Here is a 14,132-nt window from a genome sequence, read left to right as displayed (position 1 = left end):
GATGCCCCAGAAGTGGAAATCTGTATCAGTGCATTGCTTGCCGGAAAGATCGCTCCATTGGGAGAACGACAGGCACCGAGCGGCATTGATAAGAAGCCCGTTTCTGGCCGCGTAAGGCTTCTTCGTGACGGTCTTGAATGCGATGAGCAAGGCGACAGAAAAGTGCATGGCGGCCCAGAAAAGGCCGTCCATCACTATCCACACGATCATTATGCCGATTGGCGTAAGGATGTAGGTGACAATCCTCGTCTTGATGCATCTGGCGCTTTTGGCGAGAATATTTCCACGACCGGACTGACCGAGCACAATGTTGCAGTCGGTGATCGCTTTCGCATTGGTACAGCGCTGGTGGAAGTGTCGCAAGGCCGACAGCCTTGCTGGAAACTCAATGCACGTTTTGATGTACCGGATATGGCCGTGCGGGTTCAAAAAACCGGACGCACCGGCTGGTATTATCGTGTTCTTGAAGAAGGGGTCATTGCTGAGAACGATGCGATGCTGCTCGTCGAGCGGCTATCACCAGAATGGACGCTGCAACGGATCTGGCATCTGCTTTACGTCGATATGCTCAACTATGATCAGCTTGCTGAGATGGCTCAGATCCCACACCTTGCAGACGGCTGGAAGCGTTATGCTGTCCGCCGTCTCGAAAATCGCAAGGTAGAAGACTGGTCGCCCCGGCTTAAAGGCAATTAGAACATCGCCAAAAAGTCCGAAGTAGTTTTGCGTAGGATGCGCTCCAGGAAAAACTTTAAGCCTGATAGGCGGCCATTTCGTGCTGATCCAATAGGGCAAGCTTGAGTTTTTCCATAGCCCGGCTCTCAATTTGCCTGACACGCTCTTTTGAAATGCCGAGCTTTTCGCCCAACGCTTCCAATGTCACACCGTCATCATCAAGCCGACGCTCCCGAATAATATGCAACTCACGCTCGTTCAGCGCATGAAGGGCTGTGTGAAGCCAGCTTACTCGGCGCTCCATGTCGATGGTGCTTTCCACCACCTCATCCTGCAATGGATGATCATCGACAAGAAAATCCATGCGGCTGGATCCACCGGATTCATCGCTGTTCACCGAAGCCGAGAGCGAACTGTCTGACCCAGAGAGCCTGCTATCCATGAATTCGACATCGCTTGCAGAAACACCAAGCTGAGTGGAAATCTGGCTATAGATTTCCGCCTTGCTCATCGTCTCATCTTCCTGAGCAAGCTTGGAGCGCAGACGACGAAGATTAAAAAATAGCGACTTTTGCGCAGAACTTGTGCCGCCGCGGACAATAGACCAGTTGCGCAGAATGTAATCCTGCATCGAAGCGCGTATCCACCACGACGCATAAGTCGAAAAGCGCACATCTCGCTCAGGATCAAAGCGCGCAGCCGCTTCGAGCAAACCCACATAGCCTTCCTGAATGAGATCGCTCATTGGCAACTTGAATTTACGGAAGCGCCCGGCCATGGAAATCACCAATCGCATATGCGACGCGGTTATACGATGAAGTGCTTCCTGATCTTTGTTTTCTTTCCAGCGAATGGCCAGCGCGCGTTCTTCTTCGCGCTCCAGATAAGGAGCGGACATTGCGTTGCGGATCATTGACTGGGGAGAAGAGGCGGCAGCTGGTGGCATGTTGCGCGCCGCCATTGGCAAACGCACTGCTGGAACGGTGGAGGAACTGCTCGTGGATGACGTCTTCATCTGGTTCTCCTGTTCTGACTGCGAGGCTTTCAAAAAAATTGGAAGCGCAAGACAAAAGATATTCCAGCTCTGCGAAGAACAATTGAATGAACGTCACGTATTCGTTCAAAATGCCTTTTACAGACCTGCTCTGAGGCCAGACTGATACGCCGCAAAACAAACCCGTTTACGAACTGGTGCTGCTTAACAACGCGGCAAGAACCTTCCGGTTCCATTTACGCACTATAAATCTTTGACATTGCAGGAAAATAGAGCACTTGAGCCAAAAGTCCGAAGCGGCTTTAGATAAGACCCCATTGAAAAATAGGTATCTTAGAAGCACACAACTTGGTCTGTTCTAATTCAGATAAATAAAAAGCCCGGCAGAACCGGGCTTTTTAGAGAACAATGCGAGCGTTTATTACGCTGCTTCGACTTCATCGCCGTCAGCATCACCTTCCGCATCAGCATCAGCCTTGGTGCGTTTCGGGCTCTTGGCGAGATTTGCTTCGATAAGACGAACAGCTTCCGTGTCGGAAAGCTTGTTCACGGCAGCGATTTCGCGCGCCATACGGTCGAGGGCTGCTTCATAAAGCTGACGCTCGGAATAAGACTGCTCAGGCTGGTTTTCAGCGCGATGCAGATCGCGAACGACTTCAGAAATCATGATGAGGTCGCCGGAATTGATCTTTGCATCATATTCCTGCGCACGGCGCGACCACATGGTACGCTTCACGCGCGCACGGCCTTGAACGACCTTCAATGCGCGCTCGACATAATCGGTTTCCGACAGCTTGCGCATACCAATGGTTACAGCCTTAGCGACTGGCACCTTGAGGCGCATTTTGTCTTTTTCAAAGTCGATAACAAAAAGCTCAAGCTTATGACCGGCTACTTCCTGCTCTTCGATCGCGACGATCTGGCCAACGCCGTGAGCTGGATATACAATCGATTCACCGGTCTTGAAACCCTGACGAGCCGGAGTCTTCTTCTGCTGGGATGACATACGCTTCAATACTCCCTGTTGTGCCCGGCGCAACTCGCCGGTTTACACATGATTTCGACCGCACCTCTTGGGAGAGCTACGGAAGTCGTTGCGGTTTGAACTGGAAGCGCGTCTCGGACACAGATTTATCTACCGGGAAGGTTGGTTAGGGACGGACGCGAAATCGCAAAAATCCGTTCCGGTGCCATACAGCCCAGTAAAAAAATATAGCCCTTTCAGAGATTAATGCGTTTGCGCCACGAGTTGACGTCCAGTCACCGAAATTATCTGTGCAACTTAACACAATTTTGCGCAAGAATCAACAAATTGCCAAATATCTTACTTTCGGCAACTTTAGACGCCCTTAAAATAGGCTGTATTCGCGCAACCGTGCAGACAAAACGCGCCCGCAATGCGATTTTTAGTCGCCCGAGCCTGGTTCTGCCGAGAAGAACTGCTCAAGCTTACCCGTTACGCCATCCATTTCCTTGGCTTCTGGGAGCTCGTCCTTCTTGGCGGTCAGGTTTGGCCACTTGGCCGCATATTCCGCGTTCAGCTCAAGCCATTTGTCGAGACCCGGCTCGGTATCCGGGCTGATGGCTTCCGCTGGGCATTCAGGCTCACAGACGCCGCAATCAATGCATTCGTCCGGATTAATGACGAGCATGTTCTCGCCCTCATAGAAACAGTCGACAGGACAAACCTCGACGCAGTCCGTATATTTGCAACGAATGCAATTATCGGTCACGACATAAGTCATTGTCCAACTCCTGTTGCCAACCTTCTGTTTGAAGGAACGGCTTATCTATCCTGAACTGGCTGTTTGAACACTCAGATCGGACATCTGAATGGTTCGCTCCGGTCACGACATATGTGTCACGCATATGGTGTACGGCGTGTGGCTTGCTTGCCAGCTCATGCCTTTGCAATCGCCAACGGTGAGGTAGCGACTTTATTGTCCTATGACAAGGGCCGAAACGCCGCAATATCAATATGTCACGAACATCTGAAACGACGTTCCATTTATGGCATCAATCACGGAAAGAGCTTTTAATTTAACGCTTTAATGCGCAATTTTCATCACGCTGCCGCGTAATACTGCGGCAACGCGTCCGCATCAACCACCGCGCAACCGGTCTGTGTCGCGCCGTTCTTTCTTGGTCGGACGGCCTGTACCGCTTTCGCGTCGGGGCTGCATAGCTTCATCGGTTTCAGATTGTTGAGTGGGCTGTGGCGTCAGATCTTCGTAAAGAAGCTGCGCTTCTGGAGCTGGACCACGCCGCTCTCCGCCGGACAATATCTTGTAGACCACAATGCGCCGCTCAAGGGTGATGGTTAAAACATCACCGACTTTCACCTGATGCGAGGCCTGCTCGATCTTGTCGCGATTAACACGAACTTTGCCGCCGACGGCGAGTTTCGCCGCCAGCGATCTTGATTTGACCACGCGCGCAAAGAACAGCCACTTGTCGATACGCTGCTTTGCAATCGCTTCGGTCGCCATCTTACTTCTTCAGTTGCTCCTTAAGAGCAAGAAGCTTTGCAAAAGGCGAATCGGGATCGACTCTTACAGGACGTTCCTGCTCGAAACGCTTATTGCCCTGCTGGCCTGCATTGTCGCGCTTTGGCTGACGGTTACGATCGCCATCACGCGGCTTGCCCTTAAAGCCTTCGCGCTTGCCCTGACTCTGGTTTTGGCCCTGATTCTGTCCTTGATTCTGACCGGCACCATCATGATTGCGACGGTTCTTGTCAAACCGCTTGCCGCCACGATTGTCACGCGTGTTCTGCGTTTCGCCGCCTTCTGAACCACTTTCGGACTTGCGAGCCTCGGCACCTTGACCACCATGCTGTGGGCGATTGTGGCGCTGACGGTTTTGATCCTGATTGCGGTTGCGACCTTCAAAGCGGCCCTGACGCCACAGAAGAACAGGCTTCGGCTCTTCAGCCGGAGATTCAGTTGTTTCTGCAACAGGCTTGGCTTCTGCAACAGTCTCAGCAACAGCGGCTTCCACTGGTGCAGGCACAGGCTCAGCTGCCGGGACGGCAGGCTTTTCGCCTTCACTTGCAACTGAAACTGCAACAGGTATGGCAGCCTTGAAGACCGTGTCCTTGACAGTGGCTTCGGCAGCGAATGCATCGAGCTCGGCAAGCTTTGCCGTTACATCGGCTGCATCCATGGCTTCATGACGATAGCCCAGGCTCTTGAGGATTTCTTCCATGTCCTCGCCGGTCGCGCCCAGAATGGACATCATGGCAGGGGTCACGATGAAACGGCCACCGTCATAGGCACCTTCCGGACGCGTACCCGAACCCGGACGCCAGGCAAGTGCCGGACGAATGAGGTCAGCAAGACGCTCCAGAATATCGATACGCACGGCACGACGACCAAGCACGCGATAACCGGCCAGACGATAGAACATCGGATCAAAAGCCGGATCAACGACGACCGATGTACGACCGGCGGCCAGTACATTGACCACATCGCCATAACCAGCGCGTTCACGACCATCATTCTTCAGAGCCCAGAGCAGTGTGATAAGGCCAGCCGGAGCGGGCTTCAGCAGCATTGGCATGAAAACGTGGTAGGCACCAAAACGTACGCCGAGACGTCGAAGTGCTGCTCGCGAATCCTGATCCAGACCCCGTACTTCCTCAGTCACTTCGCGGCGCTGAAGAATACCAAGACCTTCGACGATCTGGAAAGCCAGGCCGCGTGTCATACCGGTCAAAGCGTCAGCAGCACTGAGATCAGTCAGTGGCTTCAATACGGTTTCGATATGGTGCACGACAAAACGTTCAATACGGGCAGCAACCTTGTCGCGTGCTGATCCGGTGAGTTGTTCGTCGGCCAGAATGATTGCGCGCGGCTTCAACACATCGTCGCCAGCGACGAGCGTTGCTACGGTTGCACCAACCCAGCGCATCACGCCATCCGACCCAAGCGCAAAATCGCCATTGGGTGCCGCAGCAAACCGCTCCGCACGACGTTCGAACTCGGCGGCAAGCGCCTTTTGTGCAGCCGTCTTCACAGCCTTCGCGTCCGGCCCTTCAGCCTGAACGTCGGCAGTGAACCGGAATCCTTCTAGTTGCCCAACATTGTGGCCCTCGACAATTACGTCACCGGCCGGGCTGATTTCTGCTTCTAGCATGGCATTCTCTCTCAGGCGCCTCATAAGCACGCTTGTCCTGCGGTCTACAAAGCGTTTCGTCAACCTTTCATGCAGCGCATCGGACAGTCTGTCCTCAATTTCGCGCGTCTTTTCCTGCCAGTGTGTCGGATCGGCAAGCCATCCCGGCCTGTGCGACACAAAAGTCCAGGTACGGATTTGCGCCACGCGATGCGACAGAGTGTCAATTTCCCCCTCTGTACTGTCTGCGCGGCGCACCTGTTCGCTCATATAATCTTCATCAACGCTCCCTCGGCGGACCAGATCCTGATAAATGGTTGCAATGATATCGGCATGTTGAGCCGGCGCGATCTTACGATAATCGGGGAGCGCACAGGTATCCCACAAAAGTTCGATCCGCGCAGGCGTCGTTGCAAGCCGCACAATGTCTTCGTCTTTCGACAAATTTTCAAGCGCTTGTTGATCAACCGCAGGCAATGCTTTGGTGAGCCCTTCGATGGGCGTCGGTGTTTCCAGAGAATAACGCAAATCACTGAGCGACGAAAAGTCGAACCTCCCCGTCCGCCACTGCAGCACTTTCACCGGATCAAACGCATGCGCTTCGACCCGCTCCACAAGCTCATCGTCAAGCGGCTGCACCTGCCCTGTCACGCCAAAAGTACCGTCACGCAAATGACGCCCAGCGCGACCTGCGACCTGACCAACCTCGGCGGGTGTCAGATCGCGGAACTGGTAGCCATCAAACTTGCGGTTCTGTGCAAATGCCACATGATCAACATCAAGGTTAAGTCCCATGCCGATCGCATCGGTCGCAACCAGAAAATCGACATCGCCCGACTGATAAAGCTCAACCTGCGCATTGCGGGTGCGTGGACTGAGCGCACCCATCACCACGGCAGCACCACCACGCTGACGTCGGATCAGTTCTGCAATCGCATAAACTTCGTCGGCTGAGAACGCCACGATAGCTGAGCGATTCGGCAGACGAATGATTTTCTTGGCGCCCGCATAGGAAAGATGAGACAGACGCGGACGTGTCACCACGGTGATGCCGCGCAAAAGCTTTTCAAGAATGCCGCGCATGGTGCCTGCACCAAGCAACAAGGTTTCCTGTCGCCCACGCAGATGCAGAATACGGTCGGTAAAGATGTGACCACGTTCCAGATCACCCGCGAGCTGCACTTCATCGATAGCCACAAAAGGCATATCTGTCCGACGTGGCATGGCTTCAACGGTGCAAACTGAATAACGCGAACCGGGAGGTGTGATTTTTTCCTCGCCTGTTATCAGCGAGACATTAGCAGCTCCGACCTTCTCGACAACACGATTGTAAACCTCGCGCGCAAGCAAGCGCAGCGGAAGGCCTATCATGCCACTGCCATGCGACAACATCCGCTCAATAGCGAGATGTGTCTTGCCGGTATTTGTTGGCCCCAGCACCGCAGTAACACCGCGGCCGCTCAAGCTTAGCGGCAGATCGTGGGCAGGGAGATGGTTCATGCCAATAATAGAATTCCCGGAACAAATGCCATGCGATAGCACTATATGACTTGAGCTTAAAGCGCTCCTGTTAAGTTTCATTCAGTGTTTTAGGGCCTTTATCGCCCTGCAAAACCTTCGCTGTTTTAACTGGAACTGTTCTCAAACGCACCCTGAAAAGAACAAAACGGCTTTCAAATGGCCATAGGAGTGAGAACACAGATTGGGACATTGATTATATGCGTTTCCATATCTTAACAAATGCCTCTCTTAAGAACTAGAACGACTCCAGAACGAATCGGCGACGAATCGCTGTTTCTGCGCTCTTCGCCTTTTGTTCACGGCCACATATGGTGGTGAAGAAACCCGGACCCACCATATGATGAATCACTCGCGTTAAGGTTCGAGCTTAAGCAAGAACAAAACAATGGGCACGTTAACCTTTGCTTTTGACGCTTTCGTACAAGAGAAGCGCGAAACCCAATCGTTTATAAAGTATCAATCTTTCCTGACAGTTAGTTAACGCCCACATCCCATGAGAACCCATTTTCATTAACCTTCAGGCCAAAGCCGGAACGAATCGGCGACGAATCGCTGATCTGCAGGTTTTCCTCTTTTGTTCTCACCATATATGGTAGCGACCGGGCGTAAATCCCATAGAGCAGCCCAGCTTTGCCGCTCCATTTTTGATACAAACGATGTCGGCGTTAACTTTTACCCATTTATTACCGCTCGACACACAGGGCGACACCCATGCCGCCGCCGATGCATAGCGTTGCCAGACCGCGCTTCACATTGCGCCGTTTCATTTCATAGAGAAGCGTTGTCAGCACACGCGCACCCGAGGCGCCAATCGGATGGCCAATAGCGATAGCGCCGCCATTGACGTTGACAATTGCTGGATCAAGACCGAGATCGCGCACGACAGCGCAGGATTGCGCTGCAAAAGCCTCATTGGCTTCAACCAGCTCCAGATCAGAAACAGTCCAGCCTGCCTTTTCGAGCGCTTTCCTTGTCGCAGGAATTGGGCCCGTCCCCATGATTGATGGATCGACACCCGCAGTCGCCCAGGAAACAACATGCGCAAGCGGTTCGACACCGCGTTTTACAGCTTCGTCCACATCCATCAGAACCACGGCAGCAGCACCGTCATTTATGCCGGAGGCATTGCCCGCTGTGACCGTGCCTTCCTTGTCGAAAGCAGGCTTCAGCTTGGCAAGTGCTTCAATGGTCGTGCCAGCACGGATATATTCGTCGGCGGAAACGATCGTCTCGCCCTTGCGGTTCTTCACAGTAAAAGGAACGATTTCATCATCGAAGCGGCCGGCCTTCTGTGCGGCCTCGGCGTTATGTTGGGAGGCAAGCGCAAACACATCCTGTTCCTCGCGGCTCAACTGCCACTGTTTGGCAATATTCTCCGCTGTAATCCCCATGGGATAACCGTGAAAGGCGTCGACCAAGCCGTCTTTCATCATGGTGTCGACCATTTTGAAATCGCCCATTTTCACGCCACCGCGCAGATGTGCGCAGTGTGGCGCCATTGACATGGACTCCTGTCCACCCGCCACGATGATTTTTGCGTCGCCTGACAGAATTTGCTGCATACCAAGCGCCACAGAGCGCAAACCGGAACCGCAGAGTTGGTTGATCGAGAAAGCCGTCGTTTCTTGCGGGCAACCAGCAGCCATTGCCGCCTGACGGGCCGGGTTCTGCCCCTCACCAGCCGTTAACACCTGACCAAGAATGACCTCGTCCACATCGACCGCATCAACGCCTGCGCGTTCAAGAGCTGCCGCGATAACAGCAGCACCCAGCTCATGCGCTGGCACGTTGGCAAAGGCACCGTTGAAAGCCCCCACCGCTGTACGGGCAGCGCTGGCAATAACGATGGCCTTCGGATTATTTGTGGCTGTCATTCTTTCCTCCTTGAAAAATCACTGACAGAGAAAACCCAAAATGAACCCTTTTGCAAGAACTGACGCAAGGGTTGCGAGAAGACACCTTCGCTCAAAATGATAATCAGTTTCTTCGATAGGCATGCATTTTTGACCATGCGCATTGCTCAACAACCGTTAGATTAGCACCATGCAAACAAAGGAGAAAACCATGTCCCAACTAACGCTGGAAAAAGCGAACGCGATCATTGCCGGCGCTTTTGCCAAGGCCACAGAACTGCAACTGAAGCCAATTGTTGTTTCAGTCTTCGACGCTGGTGGCCATCTCAAGGCCTTTCAGCGACAGGATGGAACTTCAATTCTTCGCTTTGAGATCGCCTCTGGTAAAGCATTTGGCGCTTTGGCTGTTGGCACCGGCTCACGCTGGCTCCACAATCAGGCCAAGGATCGTCCGCATTTTCTGGAAGGTCTCTCAGGCGTATCTGGTGGGAAAATCGTTCCTGTTCCGGGCGGCGTCGTGATTAAAGATGAATCAAACGAAATCATCGGCGCCGTCGGCATTTCAGGTGATACGTCGGACAATGATGAACTCGCAGCGATTGCAGGCATCGAAGCCACCGGGTTCAACGCCGACGCTGGCTGAGTTTGTCATCTCGAGGTGACGTACACTAGAGCGCCGTGCGCCCTCTTGGGCGCACGGCGCTCTAACACTCTATATTGACAGCATAATTTTACGTTAAACTGATTCAAGTTGAAGGAATTATGCTGTAGTGGCCTCGTAATTCAAAACTCTCAAAAAGAAAACGCCGCTTCCGGAAACCGGAAACGGCGTTTTTGAAATCCATCTTTCAGCTGCAATGCAGCTTCAGACTTTATTCCTTAGCTTCGAGGACCTGACGGCCGCGATACATACCGCTCTTAAGATCGATATGATGCGGACGACGAAGTTCGCCCGAGTTCTTGTCCTCGACGTAAGTCGGGGCCTTGAGAGCGTCTGCCGAACGGCGCATGCCGCGCTTCGACGGAGACGTTTTGCGTTTTGGTACTGCCATGGATCCAGCTCCACTGATCGATAAACAAACGTCCGGCACGGCCCCGAGGAGCCTGTCACATCGGACAAAATTCCGGAAAGTCACGTGCCTATACACGCTCTTGCGGCATTTGACCAGTCGGAGTCTTATCTTTTTTCCGGTCCAGGCGTTTATCGCACACACGTCACATAAGGACCAGCTCGTGAAGCGCGACCGGCAACAATGCGCGAGATGCGCTGCATGTTTCGGGTGGGTTTAGACGGATTGCGAAGAGCAGGATTGGGAAGCGTTACGGCAAGCAGTGCTGCTTGCTGAGGTGTGAGGCGAGATGCGGGGCGCTTGAAATAATGTTGAGCTGCAGCCTCGATTCCATAGATACCCGGCCCCCATTCGGCGATATTCAAATAAATCTCCATGATACGCCGTTTCGAAAGCACCGCATCGGCAGCAATTGCCAGAGGAAATTCAAGCCCTTTACGCACATAGGAACGCCCGTTCCAGAGAAACAGGTTCTTCACCGTCTGCATGGTGATGGTAGAGGCCCCACGGCTCGGGCCACCCTCGCCCGAGTTATCAAGCACCAGACTGAGCTGATGCCAGTCCACGCCACCATGGCTGCAGAACTGTCCGTCCTCTGCCATCATGACTGAATTCACCAGAACGGGTGCCACATCTTCTATGCTAACCCACTGCCGGTCGACATCCCGTAAGAGGACATAATCCTTGACCATCAAAGTCGAAATCGGGCGCACAAAGGGAACCGAATAGATCAGGATCAGAAAAAGCGGAAGAATAGCAAGTGCCACCAAAATCTTGAGCATAAGGGCAATTCTGCCACCCCAAACGGGATCAGCCAAGTAATTGCGCCCATCTTTGCTCTTGAGAATGATTTTTGCCACTTCCACCGCCCGTTAATCCCTTTCAAGCGACATAAACTATTCCTTAACAATAATGAACCCGATTCCATAAGCCGGTGGCGGTATTCAAACACCAAATTCAACCAGTCCTTGCTACAAACTTGCCGTTTGATGACCGCTTGATGAAAAAGCCTGTGCTGATCGTTGTGCCCAGTTGACCAATTCAGCGCTTTCGTCCATCCCCTTCTGCATGGAAAACGTGTCTGTCGATTTTGCTCAATCCCTGAACCTGCGTGCGCTCGAAGTCGAGACAATGCTGGTCGGGCTTCTGGATCTTCGTTTGCGCACTGGAGAAGTGGCTCGCCCGGAGCGACTGCTTGCAGCCATGCGCCACGGCGTGCTGAACGGCGGAAAAAGGCTGCGCCCTTTCCTCGTCGTCGAGAGTGCGGCCCTGTTCGGCAAACACGGCGATGCGGTCCTGCGCGTTGCATCGGCGCTTGAATGCATTCACTGCTATTCGCTTGTCCATGACGATCTGCCGGCGATGGATGATGACGACATTCGGCGCGGCCAGCCAACCGTACACAAAGCTTATGATGAAGCTGCAGCCATACTCGCGGGCGATAGCCTGCTGACCTATGCGTTCGACATTGTGGCTTCAGACGAAACCGATCTGCCTGCCGATATTCGCATCCAGCTTGTATCGGCGCTCGCACGTGCATCCGGCGTTGGTGGCATGGCTGGCGGTCAGGCGCTTGATCTGATGGCGGAAGACAACAAGCCAGATGAAGCAGGCATTATAACCCTGCAGGCGATGAAAACCGGAGCACTGATCCGCTTTGCCTGTGAAGCGGGCGCAATCATTGCAGGCGCATCACGCGAGGACCGTGAGCGTATGGCCGAATTCGGCTCGGCAATCGGCCTTGCTTTCCAACTCGCCGACGATCTTCTCGACGTGACCGCAGATGCGGCTGCTATGGGCAAGGCAACCGGCAAAGACGCCGCCGCTGGCAAAGCCACACTCGTGGCGCTTCATGGCATTGACTGGACCCGCAAGCAGCTATCCGGCCTTGTCGCTCAGGCCGAGAGCCTACTCGAGCCTTTTGCCGACGACGCGACTATTCTCAAGCAGGCTGCCCGCTTCATCGCAGAACGCCAGAGCTAAAGCATGTCGCTCCCAAATGGCGTCATTTAGCGGTCGCGAACATGCGTTAGTTAAAAGAAACTAGAGCGCATCCCGAAAAGCGGGAACCAGTTTTCGGACAAGATGCGCGTCAAAAACAAAGTTTTATAAATCCTCTTCGCGCACCTTGATGATGGCAACGTCATCGACCGAGAGCGGGCGACCATCAAGTGCGCGAACTTGCAGCTGCGCGACACCTTTACCATTTGCCGTATCGACCAGCTTTGAATGCGGCTCATCAGGCGAGAAAAGATAGTTCTCTCCCCATTGCCGCAAGGCGACGACAACTGGCAACAGATCACGCCCCTTGGCTGTTAGCCCGTATTCCTGATGCGCGCCACCTTTGGGATCGGGCACTAATTCCAGAATCCCTTCACCGGTCAGTTTACGTAGCCGCTCGGCGAGTATGTTGCGCGCTATACCCAAGCTCTTCTGGAAAGCGCTGAAGCGCGTTACGCCGTCAAATGCTTCACGTACGATCAGCAGCGACCACCAATCCCCGATCACATCAAGCGCGCGCGCACTTGGGCAATAGTCACCTTTCAGGCTCTTCTTGCGAACCATGTTTACTCCATCATTGCAACTTGGTTGCAATATAAAACCAATCGAGCTAAAAGCAAAATGGTTTCATTTTAAAACCATTTATAGGAGCCAATCATGACGTCCTCCGTTGACGCAGCAGCACCGTCTGCTGTGAATGACCTCGCACGCCCTGCGCTTTCTAAAGCGACACTTTTGCTATTCGCCATCGCCAGCGGCCTAGCAGTGGCCAATGTTTATTTCGCGCATCCGCTTCTTGATGTGATGGCAGATGATATGGGGCTTAAGCGTTCGACCGCAGGCCTAATCGTCGCCGCCAGCCAGATTGGCTATGCAATCGGCCTCATTTTTTTAGTGCCTCTTGGCGATCTTTTCGACCGACGCAAGCTGATTATCGCTCATTTCCTGCTATCAGCTTTATCGCTGCTCGCCATTGGCTTCGCAGGAAGTGCGGGCATACTTCTCCTGGCAATGGCCGCGACGGGCCTTCTGGCTGTCGTTACTCAGGCGCTTGTAGCCTATGCGGCAAGTCTCGCAGATCCCGCACGGCGTGGTCATGTGGTGGGTATTGTCACAAGCGGCATCGTGCTCGGTATACTGCTGGCGCGCGCCATAGCCGGAGCGCTTACCGACATTGGCGGCTGGCGCAGCGTCTATCTCAGTTCTGCAGCACTGACCTTGCTGATCTCGCTTCTTCTCTGGCGCAGCCTGCCGCAACAGCATCGCCAGACGGCGAGCGTCTCCTACCCAACCCTTATCCTTTCGCTGATAACGCTCTTCCGAGCAGAGCCAGTACTGCGCATTCGTGCAATCATCGCGATGCTGATCTTTGCGGATATCACCACGCTGCTTGCACCACTTGTCATGCCACTGAGCGCGCCGCCATTCGAACTGAGCCATGCGCAAATCGGCTTGTTTGGCCTTGCAGGGGCTGCAGGCGCGCTTGCTGCTTCACGTGCAGGAAGCGCCGCCGACCGCGGGCACGGCCAACGTATGACTGGCGTAGCGCTTACACTCATGCTGGTTTCATGGCTGCCGATTGCTCTGCTTGGGCATTCGTTACTCTGGCTGATTATAGGCGTACTGGTAATTGATTTCGGGCTTCAGGCCGTACATGTCACCAATCAGGCAATGATCTATCGCGTGCGTCCAGACGCGCAAAATCGACTGACTGCTGCCTATATGGTTTTTTATTCCATCGGCAGCGCCAGTGGTTCGGCAATTTCAACTTGGATCTATGCCTATGCAGGCTGGAACGGCGTTTCTCTGCTTGGTGCAAGCATCAGCCTATTCACGCTCATATTCTGGGCAGCAACCCGTAAATCAATGCCTGAAGCCGTCACATCCCCTGTCTTAAACTGA

General features: G+C 53.7%; 13 protein-coding genes. 4 read left to right on the top strand and 9 right to left on the bottom strand.

Translation table 11 applies throughout. The features are described from left to right. Positions 1–12 precede the first annotated feature (12 nt). Positions 13–696, top strand: coding sequence for an MOSC domain-containing protein (locus tag QBD00_RS17650; RefSeq protein ID WP_264233021.1), 684 nt, complete (start codon positions 13–15; stop codon positions 694–696). A 55-nt stretch (positions 697–751) separates the two neighbouring features. Here the strand turns inward: QBD00_RS17650 and QBD00_RS17645 are convergent, their stop codons facing one another. The 6 genes from QBD00_RS17645 to QBD00_RS17620 form a co-directional block, all read right to left on the bottom strand. After that, positions 752–1,690, bottom strand: a complete 939-nt coding sequence (locus QBD00_RS17645; RefSeq protein ID WP_264233019.1) for an RNA polymerase factor sigma-32 — start codon at positions 1,688–1,690, stop codon at positions 752–754. A gap of 400 nt (positions 1,691–2,090) precedes the next feature. Next, a complete protein-coding gene (locus QBD00_RS17640; protein ID WP_095447373.1) occupies positions 2,091–2,675 on the bottom strand; it encodes a CarD family transcriptional regulator in 585 nt (194 codons plus the stop codon). Between the two features lie 400 nt (positions 2,676–3,075). Further along, complete coding sequence (fdxA, locus tag QBD00_RS17635; RefSeq protein ID WP_007876747.1) at positions 3,076–3,414, bottom strand: ferredoxin FdxA; 339 nt, start codon at positions 3,412–3,414, stop codon at positions 3,076–3,078. A 357-nt stretch (positions 3,415–3,771) separates the two neighbouring features. Continuing rightward, positions 3,772–4,158, bottom strand: coding sequence for an RNA-binding S4 domain-containing protein (locus tag QBD00_RS17630; protein ID WP_318580134.1), 387 nt, complete (start codon positions 4,156–4,158; stop codon positions 3,772–3,774). A gap of 1 nt (position 4,159) precedes the next feature. Then, positions 4,160–7,285, bottom strand: a complete 3,126-nt coding sequence (locus tag QBD00_RS17625; RefSeq protein ID WP_318580133.1) for a helicase-related protein — start codon at positions 7,283–7,285, stop codon at positions 4,160–4,162. Positions 7,286–7,989: 704 nt separating this feature from the next. Then, complete coding sequence (locus tag QBD00_RS17620; protein ID WP_318580132.1) at positions 7,990–9,180, bottom strand: acetyl-CoA C-acetyltransferase; 1,191 nt, start codon at positions 9,178–9,180, stop codon at positions 7,990–7,992. Between the two features lie 190 nt (positions 9,181–9,370). Here QBD00_RS17620 and QBD00_RS17615 point away from each other — a divergent pair, with 190 nt between their 5' ends. After that, positions 9,371–9,802: a GlcG/HbpS family heme-binding protein gene (locus QBD00_RS17615; protein ID WP_095447377.1), complete on the top strand. Its 432-nt coding sequence runs from the start codon at positions 9,371–9,373 to the stop codon at positions 9,800–9,802. A gap of 229 nt (positions 9,803–10,031) precedes the next feature. Here the strand turns inward: QBD00_RS17615 and rpmF are convergent, their stop codons facing one another. Both rpmF and mtgA read right to left on the bottom strand, forming a co-directional pair. Further along, positions 10,032–10,211, bottom strand: coding sequence for a 50S ribosomal protein L32 (gene rpmF, locus QBD00_RS17610; protein ID WP_006467787.1), 180 nt, complete (start codon positions 10,209–10,211; stop codon positions 10,032–10,034). 149 nt (positions 10,212–10,360) lie between these two features. Next, the gene (gene mtgA, locus QBD00_RS17605; RefSeq protein ID WP_318580131.1) at positions 10,361–11,089 is read right to left on the bottom strand and encodes a monofunctional biosynthetic peptidoglycan transglycosylase; all 729 of its coding nucleotides are present in this window, start codon (positions 11,087–11,089) and stop codon (positions 10,361–10,363) included. Between the two features lie 208 nt (positions 11,090–11,297). Here mtgA and QBD00_RS17600 point away from each other — a divergent pair, with 208 nt between their 5' ends. Further along, positions 11,298–12,212: a polyprenyl synthetase family protein gene (locus QBD00_RS17600; RefSeq protein WP_095447977.1), complete on the top strand. Its 915-nt coding sequence runs from the start codon at positions 11,298–11,300 to the stop codon at positions 12,210–12,212. Between the two features lie 123 nt (positions 12,213–12,335). Here QBD00_RS17600 and QBD00_RS17595 read toward each other — a convergent pair whose 3' ends face one another. Further along, positions 12,336–12,794: a helix-turn-helix domain-containing protein gene (locus QBD00_RS17595; protein WP_318580130.1), complete on the bottom strand. Its 459-nt coding sequence runs from the start codon at positions 12,792–12,794 to the stop codon at positions 12,336–12,338. Between the two features lie 93 nt (positions 12,795–12,887). Here QBD00_RS17595 and QBD00_RS17590 point away from each other — a divergent pair, with 93 nt between their 5' ends. Beyond that, positions 12,888–14,132: an MFS transporter gene (locus QBD00_RS17590; RefSeq protein ID WP_318580129.1), complete on the top strand. Its 1,245-nt coding sequence runs from the start codon at positions 12,888–12,890 to the stop codon at positions 14,130–14,132.

Source organism: Ochrobactrum sp. AN78, assembly GCF_029909885.1.
In the GTDB taxonomy this organism is placed as follows: domain Bacteria; phylum Pseudomonadota; class Alphaproteobacteria; order Rhizobiales; family Rhizobiaceae; genus Brucella; species Brucella quorumnocens.
The sequence above is the reverse complement of the archived record's forward strand: the minus strand, read 5'-3'. Positions and strand labels throughout refer to the sequence as shown.

Bases quoted from the DNA above. Each gene is read 5' to 3' on its own strand.
- QBD00_RS17645 (WP_264233019.1), bottom strand. From the start codon at position 1,690: ATGAAGACGTCATCCACGAGCAGTTCCTCCACCGTTCCAGCAGTGCGT.
- QBD00_RS17640 (WP_095447373.1), bottom strand. From the start codon at position 2,675: ATGTCATCCCAGCAGAAGAAGACTCCGGCTCGTCAGGGTTTCAAGACC.
- fdxA (WP_007876747.1), bottom strand. From the start codon at position 3,414: ATGACTTATGTCGTGACCGATAATTGCATTCGTTGCAAATATACGGAC.
- QBD00_RS17630 (WP_318580134.1), bottom strand. From the start codon at position 4,158: ATGGCGACCGAAGCGATTGCAAAGCAGCGTATCGACAAGTGGCTGTTC.
- QBD00_RS17625 (WP_318580133.1), bottom strand. From the start codon at position 7,285: ATGAACCATCTCCCTGCCCACGATCTGCCGCTAAGCTTGAGCGGCCGC.
- QBD00_RS17620 (WP_318580132.1), bottom strand. From the start codon at position 9,180: ATGACAGCCACAAATAATCCGAAGGCCATCGTTATTGCCAGCGCTGCC.
- QBD00_RS17615 (WP_095447377.1), top strand. From the start codon at position 9,371: ATGTCCCAACTAACGCTGGAAAAAGCGAACGCGATCATTGCCGGCGCT.
- rpmF (WP_006467787.1), bottom strand. From the start codon at position 10,211: ATGGCAGTACCAAAACGCAAAACGTCTCCGTCGAAGCGCGGCATGCGC.
- QBD00_RS17600 (WP_095447977.1), top strand. From the start codon at position 11,298: ATGGAAAACGTGTCTGTCGATTTTGCTCAATCCCTGAACCTGCGTGCG.
- QBD00_RS17595 (WP_318580130.1), bottom strand. From the start codon at position 12,794: ATGGTTCGCAAGAAGAGCCTGAAAGGTGACTATTGCCCAAGTGCGCGC.
- QBD00_RS17590 (WP_318580129.1), top strand. From the start codon at position 12,888: ATGACGTCCTCCGTTGACGCAGCAGCACCGTCTGCTGTGAATGACCTC.